The sequence below is a fragment of the Pseudomonas sp. NFR02 genome (assembly GCF_900119375.1).
Taxonomy (GTDB): Bacteria; Pseudomonadota; Gammaproteobacteria; order Pseudomonadales; family Pseudomonadaceae; genus Aquipseudomonas; species Aquipseudomonas paracarnis.
In genome coordinates, this window is sequence record NZ_FPJJ01000004.1 from 452,836 (window position 1) to 468,006 (window position 15,171).

The following is a 15,171-nucleotide window of genomic DNA, read 5'->3' on the forward strand; positions in this document are numbered from 1 at the left end:
TCGATAACGGATGGTGATGCCCCCATGGATTTCAAAGACTACTACAAGATTCTCGGTGTCGAGCCAACGGCTGACGACAAGGAGATCAAGTCGGCTTATCGCAAGCTGGCGCGTAAATATCACCCGGACGTGAGCAAGGAAAAGGATGCCGAAGCCAAGTTCAAGGACGCGTCCGAAGCCTATGAAGCGCTGAAAAGCGCCGACAAGCGCGCCGAGTACGACGAGCTGCGTAAATACGGCCAGCATGGTCAGCCGTTCCAGGGCCCGCCTGGCTGGCAGAGCCGTGGCGGCTTTGGCGGTGGCCAGGATGCGGGCGATTTCTCGGACTTCTTCAGTTCGATCTTCGGCTCGCGCGGTGATGCCTTCGGTGGCGGCCAGCGCCGTCCCGCCGGGCGCAAGGGCCAGGATGTGGAGATGCAGTTGACGGTGTCGCTGGAAGAAACCCTGTCGACCGAGTCCAAGCAGATCAGCTTCCAGGTGCCCCAGTACGATGCCTCCGGCCGGCACGTCAGCAATACCGTCAAGAGCCTGAACGTGAAGATCCCGGCCGGTGTGGCCGATGGCGAGCGCATCCGCCTCAAGGCCCAGGGTGCGCCTGGCATTGGTGGCGGGGCCAATGGCGACTTGTACCTGATCATCAAGTTTGCACCACACGCCAAGTTCGAGGTGGACGGTGAAAACCTGATCATCAACCTACCGCTGGCGCCGTGGGAGTTGGCGCTGGGCACGGAAGTGGCCGTGCCGACCCTCACCGGCAAGATCAACCTCAAGGTGCCTGCCGGTAGCCAGAACGGCCAGCGTATGCGTGCCAAGGGCCATGGTTTGCTGAACAAGGCCGGGCAACGCGGCTATCTGTTCATCCAGCTCAAGGCCGTCATGCCCAAGGCGGCGGATGATGAGGTCAAGGCATTGTGGGAGGCCCTGGCGCAAAAGGCTGCGTTCAATCCGCGCGAGCAGTTCTGAACGGGTCATTGATTTAGTTAGCGCCAGCCGCAAAAACGGCGTGCCTAGGATGACAACCTCTTCCAAGAAAAGGTTGTCATCCCATGCCGGACCTTCAAGTCACCGACCCCGCCACCCCGCCTCCTGGTGAGCAGGGCCAGCATTACGAACTGATCAAGCAGGCGATCCCCACTTGCCTGGTCAACAGTTCGCCCTCCCGTCGCAAGGCCCTCAAGGACACGCCGCCGGCTATTCCCCGCTGGTATGACGCCGCTTCCCAGGCACGCAAAGATCAGCTCAAAGTGCTGCTGGACGCCCGTTGCGAGTCGCTCAACGAACTGGAGAAAACTTTCAGTCACATACGCTCGGAGCAAGCGTTTGCCCAACCCTTGCTGGAAGCCGAGCTAAAGGCTATCGGCCACGAGCTGGACGTCAATCAAACCTGGTTGCGCCTGTATGTACCGGTCGAAGATGCCTTTGGCGTGAAGACCGGTGGCTTCAGGGTCAAAACGTTCTCCCTGCTGCACGCTGCCCTCGGCAACTTTGAGCAACGGGAGACTCGAGAGGGCTATTTCAACAGCGCCTCAGGTTTCATTACCCAACCGGACGTGCGCGATCATTTCGAGCGCCACACCACGACCCTGAAGATTCATGCGTTCACCCAGCTGTGCCGAGACCTGGACCTGGGCAAGCAGTACCAGGCTCACCTCAAGGCACAGTTGAAACCTGACGACGCCAAATCCCAAGCCGAACTGCGCGAACGTTACGTCCGGCATCAGAAAGCCGCCTTCAAGGCGGCGGCGTACCTGGCGTTGCTCAAAGGCGACATTGGCGACAGCGACCACGCGCTGCTGATGCGGGTGGCGGCCGGGGAAAAACATATTCTCAGCGACGGTAAGCCCATCGGGTATCGCAGCCTGAGCCTGATGAACCTGCATGTGCACGATTGCCTGGTCATCGACACTTGCGCCAAGCCTGGCTACACCTGCTGGGTCATCGTCTATATTCCCGATGACCCCGACCATCCCATCAAGCGTTATGAAAGCTTCAATGACTTTCGCAATGATTTGACCGAGCGCCTGAGCGCGAAAACCACCCAGCAAGCTGACCGCTCCCAAGGCTGGAAGGCTACGCCGAACCAGCATTTTTTTGCCCGGTTCGTTGCCGACAAAGACCGCGCCTACTACTACAAACGACTGACCGAACTGGTGCTGGACGCACCTCCCCAGCCGTTTGGTGCACAGGCCTTGCGATCGGAGTGGGGGCGCTTGCTGACTTCTCCGTCCTTTGCCACGCCTTCGGCACTGGGCGAACCCCAGCCCTACGTGCGCGTGCATGCCACTGCCCCTGAATTCAACATTCGCGCCCACACCCTGACGGACCTATGGCAAGTTGCAGACCTGTGGACCTATCGCCTGGGCAGCCTGCGTACGCGGCTGTTCGAGAACGCCCGGCATCGTGCGGTGAGCACCGCCGATGTCGATGAGGCCTCGCGTTCACTGCGCGCTGCGCATTACCTGAGTATCGGCCTGTTCGGCCTGAACCTGGTGGCCATGGCGGTGCCGCCGCTGGGTGTGGTGATGGCTGTGGCGATGGCCGGGCAACTACTTTACGAAGTCATCGACGGTGTTATCGAGCTGAGCGAAGGCGACCGCGAAGCGGGCTGGGCGCACATCACCGACGTGGTGGAAAACCTGGCGGCGCTGGCGGTACAGGCAGCCGTGGTGCACTTCACCGTGTCGCCGTTTATCGAGCAGCTCAAGGCCGTTACCCTGCCCAGTGGCAAGACTCGGCTCTGGAAACCCGACTTGTCGGCCTATGAGCACACCGCGTCCCTCCCTTCAGTGGCGGCGGATGAGCAAGGCCTGCACCGGCACAACGGCCAGACCGTGCTGCCGTTGGAGGGCAAACGCTATGCCGTGCAACAAGACCCGCTGACCGAGCAATATCGCATCCTGCACCCTACACGTGCCGAGGCCTATCAACCGATATTGAAGAGCAACGGCACTGGCCTCTGGAACCATGAGGTGGAACGCCCGCACACCTGGGAAGGCGCCACGTTGATGCGGCGATTGGGCCCGGTGACGGAGGGCTTCAGCGATGCCGAGTTGGAGCAGGCGCGCAGCGTGGCGGCTGTGAGTGAGGACGTGCTGCGCCGCGTGCATGTGGAAGGCGAGCCGGTACCGGCGATCCTGCTCGACACCCTGCGCCAGTTCAGGGCGTATCGCGATGCGGTGAACGTCGCCGAGGGCATTCGCCAGGGCTCGCTCAGCAGCGCACTGTGCAGCTATGCCGCATCCCTGGCGGTGGAGTTGCGGGGATGGCCAGCGAGCAAGGCGATCGAGGCATTTACCGGCACCGAGTTGAGCGGACCGTCGATCAAATACGGTAATCAGCAGGCCGCGGCGGCGGACACCGTGCAGGTCCACCGCGCCGATTTGATGAGCGGCCAGTTGCCCATACGCATTATCGAAGCGCTCAGCGAACCTCAGCGAGATGCTCTGGTGGGCAGTTACACCGCCCGCACACCCGAGGCGAGAACCGAGGCCCTGAGATTGAAACTCGAACAAAGGGCCATCGAGGTGCGCGAGCGGTTGATGAAGAGTATCTACGTCGAGCAGCAGCCACCCTCCGACACCGCGATTATGCTGATCCAGCGCGACTTCAGTGGCGTGCCGACGATTTTGGCGCGCGAAGTGCTGGCGGACGCGACGCCGAGCGAGCGCGACACGATGAACCGCGCCAAGCGCATTCCCCTGCGGCTCGCTGAAAAGGCGCGCCGGGCGCAGCAGCAAATGCGCCTGACCCTCGCGTATGAAGGCTTGTACCTCGACGCGTTGGCCGGTCCAGACACCGAAACCCTGGCCCTCCACACACTGCCGGCACTGCCCGGCTGGTCGGACAATTTGCGCCTGGAAGTTCGCGAAGGCCGGTTTGAAGGCCCAGTGCGCGCCAGCTTCGGCCCCCTGGAGGCGAGTAGTCGCAAGGTGTTGGCACGCATGGAGGATGGGCGTTACCAAGCCTTCGATGAGCGCGGCCAGCACCTGCATGGGCTCAATGGTTTCTATGGTGCTTTGCAGCATGCGTTGACCGATGCCCATCGCAACGCGATTGGCGTGCCCCACGTCGGCCAGGGTGAGCAATTGAAGGGGTTGATCAAGCAGCATGCAATAGGCCGAGTACCGTTGCGCAAAGCCTTGGGCATGTCGCCGGAAAAACTGCCTTTTTTTCGACCGCCCAGCGTGTTGCCGGGTGAGCGTCGCGGCTATCCATTGAGCGGGCGGGGTGGCACTGAGTGGGAAAAAATCACGCGCGAGCGGATCCGCAGCCTGTACCCGCAAATCACCCGGGACGAAATGCTCGCCCTGATCAACGAGCGCGGCGCGCTGGATCTGAGCTGGCTGCGTGCGTTGGAGCAAGAGTACAAGACCCTGCAGGCCGCCTTGCACAACTGGTTGAGCACCCCGCCCCGGGGCATGGAGGCGTTCGGTGACCAGCAACGCCAGGTGCTGAGGGCCAGGCGCAAGATTTATACGGCGCTGGATGACGCCTGGAGAAAGGTCGGCCCACGGCACTACGATCGAAATGGGCGCCTTTTGGGGCAGAAAATCGAATGGTTGGAAGACGACCTGGCGCAGCAGCTCAGAACCTTGCCCGCACTGACTGCAAACTTCGACCATGTCAGCTACTTGGGCATTGTGGGAACCGAAGGCTCGCAGCTGACGGATGCAGATGTGCAGCCACTGCTCGCCAACTTTCGCGGTCTGCGTCGATTAGGGATCGAGGCTGCTCAACTGACAAGCGTGCCGTCAGCCATCGAACAGATGCCGCATTTGCAGCGGTTGCATTTGGGCGGCAACGATATTGTCCTGACGCCTGAAGACGTCCTGCGCTTGAAAGATCGGGTGCGTCTCAAGGAGTTGTTTTTGGACATGAACCCACTCGGCTTGCCACCCGATGTTGGGCGCATGCCGCGCTTACAGACCCTGCTGCTCAATGACACAAGCCTGGAGGAGTGGCCTGCCAGTGTGTTCCGTGTGCCCAGGCCGGAAAATTTCATTCTGGATATGCGGCAGAACCCAATAGCGCGGATTCCCGAGTTCGCGCCGGGCTCGGATAAGGCACTGATTGTGGCGAAAACCTTCCTCACCCGTGAAGAACTGACGCCTGAGCTGCTTGCTCAATTCAAGCGGTACATCGAGGCCGCTGGCCGGGATCCGGATCGCCAATTGCCGAAAAGGGGGGCGCTCGACAGCGAGCAGTGGAAAACCGGTTATTCGGCGCAGGAATGGCCCTCCAGGCAAGTGTTATGGGACATGCTTGAAGGCTCGTTTGGCTCTGAGGGCTTTTTCAATCTTCTTCGTGCCGTCAGGCACTCCGGGGACTCGACAGGCAGGGGCGGCGTATGGTTGCCGGAATTGACCGCCAAAGTCTGGCGCATGCTTGAGGCGATGGGCGAAGACGCCGAATTACGCGAACACTTGTTCCTGATGGCCCGGGACCCAGCGGCCTGCGTGGACGCCGGGGCGCAGTTGTTCAATTCGATGGGCGTTGCCGTGCTGCATTGGTCAGCCTACTTCAGCGAGGATGTCGACGCCGTGCGCAGGGCCGTGTTCAACCTAGCCAGGAGGAAATGGCGCCTTGATGAGCTGGGGCGTATTGCCCATGCTCGCGTCGCCGAGTTGCAGGAGCAGGGCGCCAGGTTTCCCGAGTATGATGCCCAGGGCCTGCGCATTGAGCATTACGATGGCGCCGGTAATGTGATCGCCGATATCGACGAAGTCGAAATCTATCTGGCGTATACGGTGCCGCTGGCCACCCGGCTGGACTTGCCCTGGCAATCCAGAAGCATGATGTTTCGCGAGGACTATGTCACGGCGCCGATGGTGGAGGTGGCATTCCAGCGCGTACAGCTGCAGGATCAGGGCGCGCAGTTGCGTGACAATCTGCTGGAGCAGCCGATGTGGACTGACTTTCTGCAGCGTGCGCATCAAACTGATTACGCGCCGATTGCCGAAAAATTCGACGCCCTGATCGACTATGAGGCCGCGCAGGCACAATGGGCCGCCGCTGCCCACCTCCCCGAGAGAGCGAGGCAGGCCCTGCGTCAAACCATCAGCCAGGCGGCCCAGCGCCTGGGTAGACCAGCTTCGGAAAGTGAACCGGGGCAACTGATGCCCCAGCAAGACTACGATGACACCTTTGGCCGCATCAATGCCGAACTGATCACCTTGAACCAGACACTGACCGATCAAGCGATCAGCGCCATCCTCTAGAACAGGAAGTACCGCTGGGCCATCGGCAACACCTCGGCCGGTTCGCACCACAGCAACTGACCGTCAGCCTTGACCTGATAGGTTTGCGGGTCAACCTCGATGTCCGGCAGGTAATCGTTGTGGATCAGGTCGGTTTTCTGCACATCGCGGCAACCCTTGACCACCGCGATCTGCTTCTTCAGGCCCAGGGCCTCGGGCAGTCCGGCCGCCTGCGCGGCCTGGCTGATAAACGTCAGGCTGGTGGCGTGCAGGGAGCTGCCGAAGCTGGCGAACATGGGGCGGTAATGCACCGGCTGCGGCGTCGGGATCGAGGCGTTGGCGTCGCCCATCAGGCTCGAAGCAATGGCGCCGCCCTTGAGGATCAGCGTGGGCTTGATGCCGAAAAAAGCCGGGCGCCACAGCACCAGGTCGGCCCATTTGCCGACTTCGATGGAGCCGACGATATGGCTGATGCCGTGGGTGATCGCCGGGTTGATGGTGTATTTGGCGATGTAGCGCTTGGCGCGGAAATTGTCGTTGCCGGGGCCGTCGCCGGGCAGCGGGCCGCGCTGTTTTTTCATCTTGTCGGCGGTCTGCCAGGTGCGTGTGATCACCTCGCCGACGCGGCCCATGGCCTGGCTGTCGGAGCTGATCATCGAGAACGCGCCGAGGTCGTGCAGGATGTCTTCGGCGGCGATGGTCTCGCGGCGGATGCGGCTTTCGGCGAAGGCCACGTCTTCGGCAATGCTCGGGTCCAGATGGTGACACACCATCAACATGTCCAGGTGTTCGTCGATGGTGTTACGCGTGAACGGCCGCGTCGGGTTGGTGGAGCTGGGCAGCACATTGGGGAAACCGCAGGCCTTGATGATGTCCGGCGCATGCCCGCCACCGGCACCTTCGGTGTGGTAGGTGTGGATGGTGCGGCCCTTGAGCGCGGCGAGGGTGGTTTCGACAAAGCCCGACTCATTGAGGGTGTCACTGTGGATCGCCACCTGCACGTCGTAGGCATCGGCGACGCTCAGGCAGTTGTCGATGCTCGCCGGCGTGGTGCCCCAGTCTTCGTGCAGCTTCAAGCCGATCGCACCGGCCTTGACCTGCTCGATCAGCGGCTCGGGCAAACTGGCGTTGCCCTTGCCGGTAAAGCCAATGTTCATCGGGAGCGAATCGCTGGCCTGCAGCATCCGCGCAAGGTGCCACGGGCCGGAGGTGCAGGTGGTGGCGTTGGTGCCGGTAGCCGGCCCCGTGCCGCCGCCGATCATGGTGGTGACGCCGCTGGTCAGGGCCTCTTCGATCTGCTGCGGGCAGATGAAGTGCACATGGGAGTCGATGCCGCCCGCCGTGAGGATCATGCCTTCCCCGGCGATCACTTCGGTGCTGGCGCCGATGGCCATGGTCACACCGGGCTGGATGTCCGGGTTGCCAGCCTTGCCGATAGCGTGGATGCGGCCGTTCTTGAGGCCCACGTCAGCCTTGACGATGCCCCAGTGGTCGATGATCAGCGCGTTGGTGATCAGCGTGTCGACCACTTCATGGGCGAGCAACTGGCTCTGGCCCTGGCCGTCGCGGATCACCTTGCCGCCGCCGAATTTGACCTCTTCGCCGTAGACGGTGAAGTCCTGTTCCACTTCGACGAACAGTTCGGTGTCGGCCAGGCGCACCTTGTCACCGACGGTGGGGCCGTACATGTCGGCGTAGGCTTGTCTAGATATCTTCATGGGTGTGTCCTCGATCGTTCCCACGCTCTGCGTGGGAATGCATCCTGTGACGCTCTGCGTCACGACGTAAAGAGCGGACGCAGAGCGTCCCTGGCGGCGTTCCCACGCGGAGCGTGGGAACGCTCTATGCATTTCAACGTGGGAGCTGGCTTGCCTGCGATGAGGCCCTAAAGGTCGCCCATGACTCGCCCTGCAAACCCAAATACCCGCCGCCCACCACCCAAATCCACCAACTCCACCTCCCGACGCTGCCCCGGCTCAAACCGCACCGCCGTGCCCGCCGGAATATTCAGGCGCATGCCACGGCTGGCCGCTCGGTCGAATTCCAGCGCGTCATTGGTCTCGAAAAAGTGGTAATGCGAGCCCACCTGGATCGGCCGGTCGCCGCTGTTGGCCACGCCGAGGGTGAGGGTGCGGCGGCCGACATTCAGTTCGATCTCGCCAGGCTGGATCTGATATTCACCAGGAATCATGCAGGTTGCCCCAGGGTCTTGAAGTAGATGGCGGTCGGGCTGTAGCGCCCGTCCGGGCTTTGGCAATAGTCGGGCAGCTCACCGATTTTGGTGTAGCGCAGCGACTGGTAAAAGGCTTCGGCGCCGGAGCCGGCCTCGGTGTCCAGGTACAGCAGGCCACGCTTGTGCTGGCGCGCGGCGAGTTCCAGGGTATTCATCAATTGCTGGCCCAGGCCATGGCGACGGGCGCTGCTGTGCACCAGCAACTTTTGCACCTCGGCGCGGTTCAGACCGTTGGCTTTCTGGCACAACGCCAATTGCACGCTGGCGATCACCTGCTCGTCGCGCACCACCACCCACAGCAGCAGGCTGGTGTCCTCGACGCCGGCTTGCACGCCGCTCAGGTAGTCCCGGGCCTGGGCCTCATCGAAGTCGGCCATGAAGCCCACCGACGCGCCGTGCTGCACCGCGTCCAGCAACAGCTCGATCAAGCCCCGGCGGTAGTGGGCAAAACTTTCCGCATTGACTCGACGCAGTTGTGCAGCGCTCATCGATGTCACTCCTTGGGCGGTTGTGCGCCCGGGTTCAAGGTCAGTTGCATAAAGGTCAGGTCCAGCCAGCGGCCGAACTTGATGCCCACTTGCGGCATTTGCCCGGTAGTCACGAAGCCCAGGCGCTCATGCAGGCGGATCGAGGCCAGGTTGCCGCTTTCGATGGCGGCGACCATGACGTGCTTGCCGCAGCTGCGGGCGCGCTCGATCAGGGCCTGCATCAGGTGTGGGCCGAGGCCTTTGCCACGCTGGTCATTGCGCACGTATACCGAGTGTTCGACGCTGTAGCGGAAGCCTTCGAAGGGGCGCCAGTCGCCGAATGAGGCGTAGCCGGTGACTTCGTCGTTGTCCACCGCCACCAGGATCGGGTATTGCTGCGCCTGGCGTGCACTGAACCAGGCCTGGCGGTTGGCCAGGTCCACCGGTTGCTCGTTCCAGATCGCCGTGGTGTTCAACACCGCGTCGTTGTAAATGGCGCGGATTGCCGGCAGGTCGTGTTCGGTTGCATCACGAATCATGGCTGCGCCTCAGGCAATGGGCTGGTGGACGGTGACCAGCTTGGTGCCGTCGGGGAACGTGGCTTCCACCTGGATATCCGGGATCATTTCCGGGATGCCTTCCATAACCTGTTCGCGGCTGAGCAGGGTGGTGCCGTAGTGCATCAGGTCGGCCACCGTGCGGCCATCGCGGGCGCCTTCCATCAGGGCGGCGGAGATATAGGCGATGGTCTCCGGGTAGTTGAGCTTCACTCCGCGTGCCAGGCGCCGTTCGGCGACCAGGCCTGCGGTGAAGATCAGCAGTTTGTCTTTTTCCCGTGGGGTCAGGTCCATGGTTTAAGGTCCTTCAAACATCATTTATAAATACACTGCAGATCCCCTGTGGGAGCGGGCTTGCTCGCGAAACCGGTAGATCCGTTTCGAATGCGTCGACTGACACACCGCTTTCGCGAGCAAGCCCGCTCCCACATTTTGATCATCATGTGCTCCAGATTCGTGGTGCGACTGCTTCTCGCCCCAGCACTGCCGGGCGTAGCAATTTCCATAGATCAATCAACCACCCCCGCGCCAGCAGCGCTTCACTGGCCAAACAACGCGCCACCAGTAAGCCAGGCAATTGGGTCAAATCCCCGCGCACCGCATGGGGCAGTGAGCGGCATTGTTCAAGCAGTTCAGGGTCGATCTCGCCGGTCACCAGCAACGTGGCAAACACCGGTTGCCCATCCAGCCCGATAGGCGAATCCAGCAATCCATCGGCGCCCACAATGCGCTGGCGCTCATGCCAGAGCAACTGGCCGTCGCGGCGAATATCCAGGTGCGATTGAAAGTGCCCCAGGTCGAACCGTTCGCCACTGGCCGGGCGGCCCAGAGCGACCACATCCCAATAGAACAACCGCGCATCGCCCGACAGCTCCACTCGCGTGGTCAGTTCGGCCTGGGCGGCGCTGAATACGATGGTTTCCTGGGGCAGCCATTCCAGCGTCGCGCCGGCCTCGACGGTCAACTTGACGTGCTGAAACGCCGGGCCGCTGGCGCGGTACCACTTGGCGGCGCCGGGGCTGGTCAGTTGTGCCCAGGCACCCGTGCCCACATGGGCGCTGATGTCCAGGCGATCGCCACCGGCAATCCCGCCGGGAGGGTGCACGATGATGTGCTGGCACACCTCAGGGCCTTCGGCGTACAAGTGTTTTTGCACGCGCAGCGGGCCAAGGTGGCGGCGCAATACCGGGCGTGTGGTGTCTTTGACACGCGCGTAGCCGAGTTCCAGCTCGGCGTGCCAGCTGGGCGTGAACAGGGCAGGGGTAATGGGCAGGTTCATGGCGTGTGCTTATCGTTAGGAGGCTACAGATTAGATGGTTACCAGCCCACGCACACCCTCGCTTTCCATATTTTCACCACGGCCCTGCTGCACGATTTCGCCACGGGACATCACCAGGTACTGGTCAGCCAGTTCAGCGGCAAAGTCATAGAACTGCTCCACCAACAGGATCGCCATGTCGCCGCGCTCCGCGAGCTTCTTGATCACCGCGCCGATTTCCTTGATGACCGACGGCTGGATGCCTTCGGTGGGCTCATCGAGAATCAACAGGCGCGGGCGGCTCGCCAGGGCGCGGCCAATCGCCAACTGTTGTTGTTGGCCCCCGGATAAATCGCCGCCGCGGCGGTGCTTCATTTGCAGCAATACCGGGAACAGTTCGTAGATGAAGGCTGGCACCTCTTTGGCTTCGGCGCCGGGGAAGCGCGACAGCCCCATCAGCAGGTTTTCCTCCACGGTCAGCCGCGCAAAAATCTCGCGGCCCTGGGGCACGTAGGCGATGCCGGCATGTACGCGCTGGTGCGGCTTGAAGCCGGTGATGGCCTTGCCTTCCCAGTTCACCGCGCCTTCCTTGGCTGGCAGCAGACCCATCAGGCACTTGAGCAGGGTGGTCTTGCCCACGCCGTTACGCCCGAGCAGGCAGGTGACTTCGCCGACCTTCACGTCGAAGGACAGCCCGCGCAGAATGTGGCTACCGCCGTAATACTGGTGCAGCTTGTCGACTTGCAGCATGTTCGATTCTCCTCAATGATCGTTCCCACGCTCTGCGTGGGAATGCATACCGTGACGCTCTGCGTCACCGTTGCTCAGCGGGACGCGGAGCGTCCAACTTGGCATTCCCACGCGGAGCGTGGGAACGATCAGCCGTTCGTGTCAGCGTTAGCGGCCGAGGTAAACCTCGATCACCCGCTCATTTTCCTGCACCTGTTCCAGCGACCCTTCGGCCAGCACGCTGCCCTGGTGCAACACAGTCACATGGTCGGCAATCGAGCCGACAAACCCCATGTCGTGTTCCACCACCATCAACGAGTGCTTGCCGGCCAGGCGCTTGAACAGTTCGGCGGTGAACTCGGTCTCGGCGTCGGTCATGCCCGCCACTGGTTCATCGAGCAGCAACAGTTGCGGGTCTTGCATCAGCAACATGCCGATTTCCAGGAACTGCTTCTGGCCGTGGGACAGCAAACCGGCGGGGCGATGCACCGAGGCGGTGAGGCGGATGGTGTCGAGCACTTCCTCGATGCGGTCTTTTTGCTCGCCGTTGAGGCGCGCTCGCAGGCTGGCCCACACCGACTTGTCGGTCTTCTGCGCCAGCTCCAGGTTTTCGAACACGCTGAGGGCTTCGAACACCGTGGGCTTCTGGAATTTGCGCCCGATGCCGGCCTGGGCGATTTGCACTTCGCTCATGCGCGTCAGGTCCAGGGTTTCGCCAAACCAGGCCTTGCCGTGGCTGGGCCGGGTCTTGCCGGTGATCACGTCCATCAGCGTGGTCTTGCCCGCGCCGTTGGGGCCGATGATGCAGCGCAATTCGCCAACGCCGATGTACAGGTTCAGGTCGTTGAGGGCCTTGAAACCGTCAAAGCTGACGCTGATATCTTCCAGGGTCAGAATGGTACCGTGGCGGGTGTTGAGCCCTTTGCCCGCGACCTGGCCGATGCCAATCGCATCGCGGCCGCTGCCTGCGTCGAAAATAGGTTCAAGCATGACGTTCCTCATTTCTTCAGCAGGCCGATAACGCCCTTGGGCAGGTACAGGGTGACGATAATGAACAGCGCCCCCAGGAAGAACAGCCAGTACTCGGGGAAGGCCACGGTGAACCAACTCTTCATGCCATTGACCACACCGGCGCCGAGCAGCGGCCCGATCAGCGTGCCACGCCCGCCCAGCGCTACCCACACGGCGGCTTCGATGGAGTTGGTCGGTGACATTTCGCTGGGGTTGATGATGCCCACTTGCGGCACATACAGCGCACCGGCAAGGCCGCACAACACTGCGCTCAACACCCACACGAACAGCTTGAAACCGCGTGGGTCGTAACCGCAGAACATCAGGCGGTTCTCGGCATCGCGCAGGGCGGTGAGCACACGCCCGAACTTGCTCTTCGCCAGGCGCCAGCCGATGTAGAGGCTCGCCACCAGCAACAGCACCGTGGCGATAAACAACACCGCCCGCGTGCCCGGTTCAGTGATTCCAAAACCTAAGATGCTGCGGAAGTTGGTAAAGCCGTTGTTGCCGCCGAACCCGGTCTCGTTGCGAAAGAACAACAGCATCCCCGCGAACGTCAGGGCCTGGGTCATGATCGAGAAATACACGCCCTTGATTCGCGAGCGGAAGGCGAAGAAACCGAACACCAACGCCAGCACCCCGGGGGCCAGTACCACCAGGCACAACGCCCACAGGAAGTGGTCGGTGCCGGCCCAGTACCAGGGCAATTCGGTCCAGGACAAAAAGGTCATGAACGCCGGCAACTCGCTGCCTGCCGCCTGGCGCATCAAGTACATGCCCATGGCGTAGCCGCCCAGGGCGAAGAACAAACCGTGGCCCAGGGACAACATCCCGGCGTAACCCCACACCAGGTCCAGCGCCAGGGCGACGATGGCGTAACAGAGAATCTTGCCCACCAGGGTCAAGGTGTAGGCCGACACATGCAGCGGGTTGTCGGCAGACAAGAGCGAGCACAGGGGCAACGCCAGCAGCAGGAGCAGGATGACTGCACCGACTGCAATCGTGACCTTGGGGCCGGCCTTTTGCGTGGCCGTAAGCATCAATGGCTGGTTCATCAGTCGATCACCCGTCCTTTCAGTGCGAAGAGTCCTTGCGGGCGTTTCTGGATAAACAGAATGATCAGCGCGAGGATCAGGATCTTGCCGAGCACGGCGCCGATCTGGGGTTCGAGGATCTTGTTGGCGATCCCCAGGCCAAAGGCGGCCATGACACTGCCGGCCAACTGGCCGACGCCGCCGAGCACCACCACCAGGAACGAGTCGATGATGTAGCTCTGGCCCAGGTCCGGGCCGACGTTGCCGATCTGGCTCAGCGCCACGCCGCCCAAACCTGCGATACCGGAGCCGAGGCCAAAGGCGAGCATGTCCACGCGCCCGGTGGGCACGCCGCAGCAGGCGGCCATGTTGCGGTTCTGGGTGACGGCGCGCACGTTCAGACCCAGGCGCGTCTTGTTCAGCAGCAGCCAGGTGAGCACCACCACGAACAGCGCAAAGGCGATGATCACGATGCGGTTGTACGGCAGCACCAGGTTGGGCAGTACCTGGATGCCGCCAGACAGCCAGGCCGGGTTCGACACTTCGACGTTCTGCGCGCCGAACACCAGGCGCACCAGCTGGATCAGCATCAGGCTGATGCCCCAGGTGGCGAGCAGGGTTTCCAGTGGGCGGCCATACAAGTGACGGATGACTGTGCGTTCCAGCGCCATGCCGATGGCCGCGGTGACAAAAAACGCCACCGGCAACGCGATCAACGGGTAGAACTCGATGGCCTGGGGCACATAGCGCTGCATCATCAACTGCACCACATAGGTGGAGTAGGCGCCGAGCATCAGCATCTCGCCGTGAGCCATGTTGATCACGCCGAGCAGGCCGAAGGTGATCGCCAGGCCCAGGGCCGCCAACAGCAGGATCGAGCCCAGGGACATGCCGCTGAACGCCTGGCCGAGGATTTCACCCATCATCAGTTTGCGTTTGACCTGGGCCAGGCTGGTTTCAGCGGCGGTGTGCACGGCGGCGTCGGCTTCCACGCCTGGCGCCAGCAGCGCTTCAAGGCGCGTGCGGGCCAGCGGGTCGCCGGTGCTGCCGAGCAAGCGCACGGCTGCCAGGCGCACCACCGGGTCGGGGTCGACCAATTGCAGGTTGGCCAGGGCCAGGCTCAGGGCGCTGTGCACCTGCTCATCCGTTTCGGCGGCGACCTGCTGGTCGAGGAATTTAAGTTGTGCAGGCACCGCGCTTTTTTGCAGGGTGCGCGCTGCGTCCAGGCGCACCTTGGGGTCGGCGGCGAGCAGTTGCTGGCTGGCTTGCACGTTATTGATCAAGCCGCGCAGGCGGTTGTTCAGGCGCACGGTCTTGGTTTCGCCGTTGAGCATGAGTTGACCTTGCTCAAGGGCGTCCACCAACTCGATACGCGTTGGGTCGGGGTGGGCGGCCCAGTCCTGCAGGAGTTTGGCTTGCTGCACCGGGTTGGCGGCAAGGAAGTCTTCGGCGTCGCTGGCGTGTGCGCCAAAGGGCAGCACCAGCAGCACGGCGAGGATGAGGCGGTGGAGGGCAGTGGGCATAGCAAAATGTCCTGATCATGCGGGGACAGTGTGGGAGCAGGCTGTGTGGGGGCTGGCTTGCCTGCGATGGCATCGCTGCGGTGTGTCAGGCACACCGAGTTGTTTGCATCGCAGGCAAGCCAGCGCCCACAGTGACCATGTCCTACATTCGAGCTGTGGGGG

Annotated in this window: 12 protein-coding genes; 2 read left to right on the forward strand and 10 right to left on the reverse strand. The window is 62.4% G+C overall.

Annotated elements, in window-relative coordinates; translation table 11 throughout:
- The first annotated feature begins 24 nt into the window (after positions 1-24).
- Together BT199_RS15445 and BT199_RS15450 are read left to right on the forward strand one after the other, a co-directional pair.
- Positions 25-963, forward strand: a complete 939-nt coding sequence (locus BT199_RS15445; protein WP_014716703.1) for a DnaJ C-terminal domain-containing protein — start codon at positions 25-27, stop codon at positions 961-963.
- 83 nt (positions 964-1,046) lie between these two features.
- Complete coding sequence (locus BT199_RS15450; protein ID WP_072434895.1) at positions 1,047-6,218, forward strand: dermonecrotic toxin domain-containing protein; 5,172 nt, start codon at positions 1,047-1,049, stop codon at positions 6,216-6,218.
- Here the strand turns inward: BT199_RS15450 and ureC are convergent.
- From ureC to urtB, 10 genes are all read right to left on the reverse strand, one after another.
- Positions 6,215-7,915, reverse strand: a complete 1,701-nt coding sequence (gene ureC / locus BT199_RS15455; protein ID WP_072434897.1) for an urease subunit alpha — start codon at positions 7,913-7,915, stop codon at positions 6,215-6,217. The two genes, BT199_RS15450 and ureC, sit on opposite strands and share 4 nt — an antisense overlap.
- A 167-nt stretch (positions 7,916-8,082) precedes the next feature.
- Positions 8,083-8,388, reverse strand: a complete 306-nt coding sequence (locus tag BT199_RS15465) for an urease subunit beta (RefSeq protein WP_003188134.1) — start codon at positions 8,386-8,388, stop codon at positions 8,083-8,085.
- Positions 8,385-8,918, reverse strand: a complete 534-nt coding sequence (locus BT199_RS15470) for a GNAT family N-acetyltransferase (RefSeq protein WP_020301611.1) — start codon at positions 8,916-8,918, stop codon at positions 8,385-8,387. The genes BT199_RS15465 and BT199_RS15470 overlap by 4 nt, the downstream gene beginning before the upstream one ends.
- Before the next feature lie 5 nt (positions 8,919-8,923).
- The gene (locus BT199_RS15475; RefSeq protein WP_019818288.1) at positions 8,924-9,436 is read right to left on the reverse strand and encodes a GNAT family N-acetyltransferase; all 513 of its coding nucleotides are present in this window, start codon (positions 9,434-9,436) and stop codon (positions 8,924-8,926) included.
- 9 nt (positions 9,437-9,445) lie between these two features.
- Positions 9,446-9,748 (reverse strand): urease subunit gamma, encoded by a 303-nt coding sequence (gene ureA / locus BT199_RS15480; protein ID WP_003171437.1) that lies wholly within the window; start codon positions 9,746-9,748, stop codon positions 9,446-9,448.
- A gap of 145 nt (positions 9,749-9,893) precedes the next feature.
- Complete coding sequence (locus BT199_RS15485; RefSeq protein ID WP_072434900.1) at positions 9,894-10,733, reverse strand: urease accessory protein UreD; 840 nt, start codon at positions 10,731-10,733, stop codon at positions 9,894-9,896.
- A gap of 30 nt (positions 10,734-10,763) precedes the next feature.
- A complete protein-coding gene (gene urtE, locus BT199_RS15490; RefSeq protein ID WP_034134779.1) occupies positions 10,764-11,462 on the reverse strand; it encodes an urea ABC transporter ATP-binding subunit UrtE in 699 nt (232 codons plus the stop codon).
- Between the two features lie 147 nt (positions 11,463-11,609).
- Entirely contained in the window at positions 11,610-12,443 is an 834-nt protein-coding gene (gene urtD, locus BT199_RS15495) for an urea ABC transporter ATP-binding protein UrtD (protein ID WP_014716710.1), read from the reverse strand.
- The gene (gene urtC / locus BT199_RS15500) at positions 12,440-13,507 is read right to left on the reverse strand and encodes an urea ABC transporter permease subunit UrtC (RefSeq protein WP_072434902.1); all 1,068 of its coding nucleotides are present in this window, start codon (positions 13,505-13,507) and stop codon (positions 12,440-12,442) included. The genes urtD and urtC overlap by 4 nt, the downstream gene beginning before the upstream one ends.
- On the reverse strand, positions 13,507-15,009 hold the full coding sequence (gene urtB, locus BT199_RS15505; RefSeq protein ID WP_032904025.1) for an urea ABC transporter permease subunit UrtB: 1,503 nt from the start codon (positions 15,007-15,009) through the stop codon (positions 13,507-13,509). Before urtB ends, urtC begins: the two co-directional genes overlap by 1 nt.
- Between the last annotated feature and the right edge of the window lie 162 nt (positions 15,010-15,171).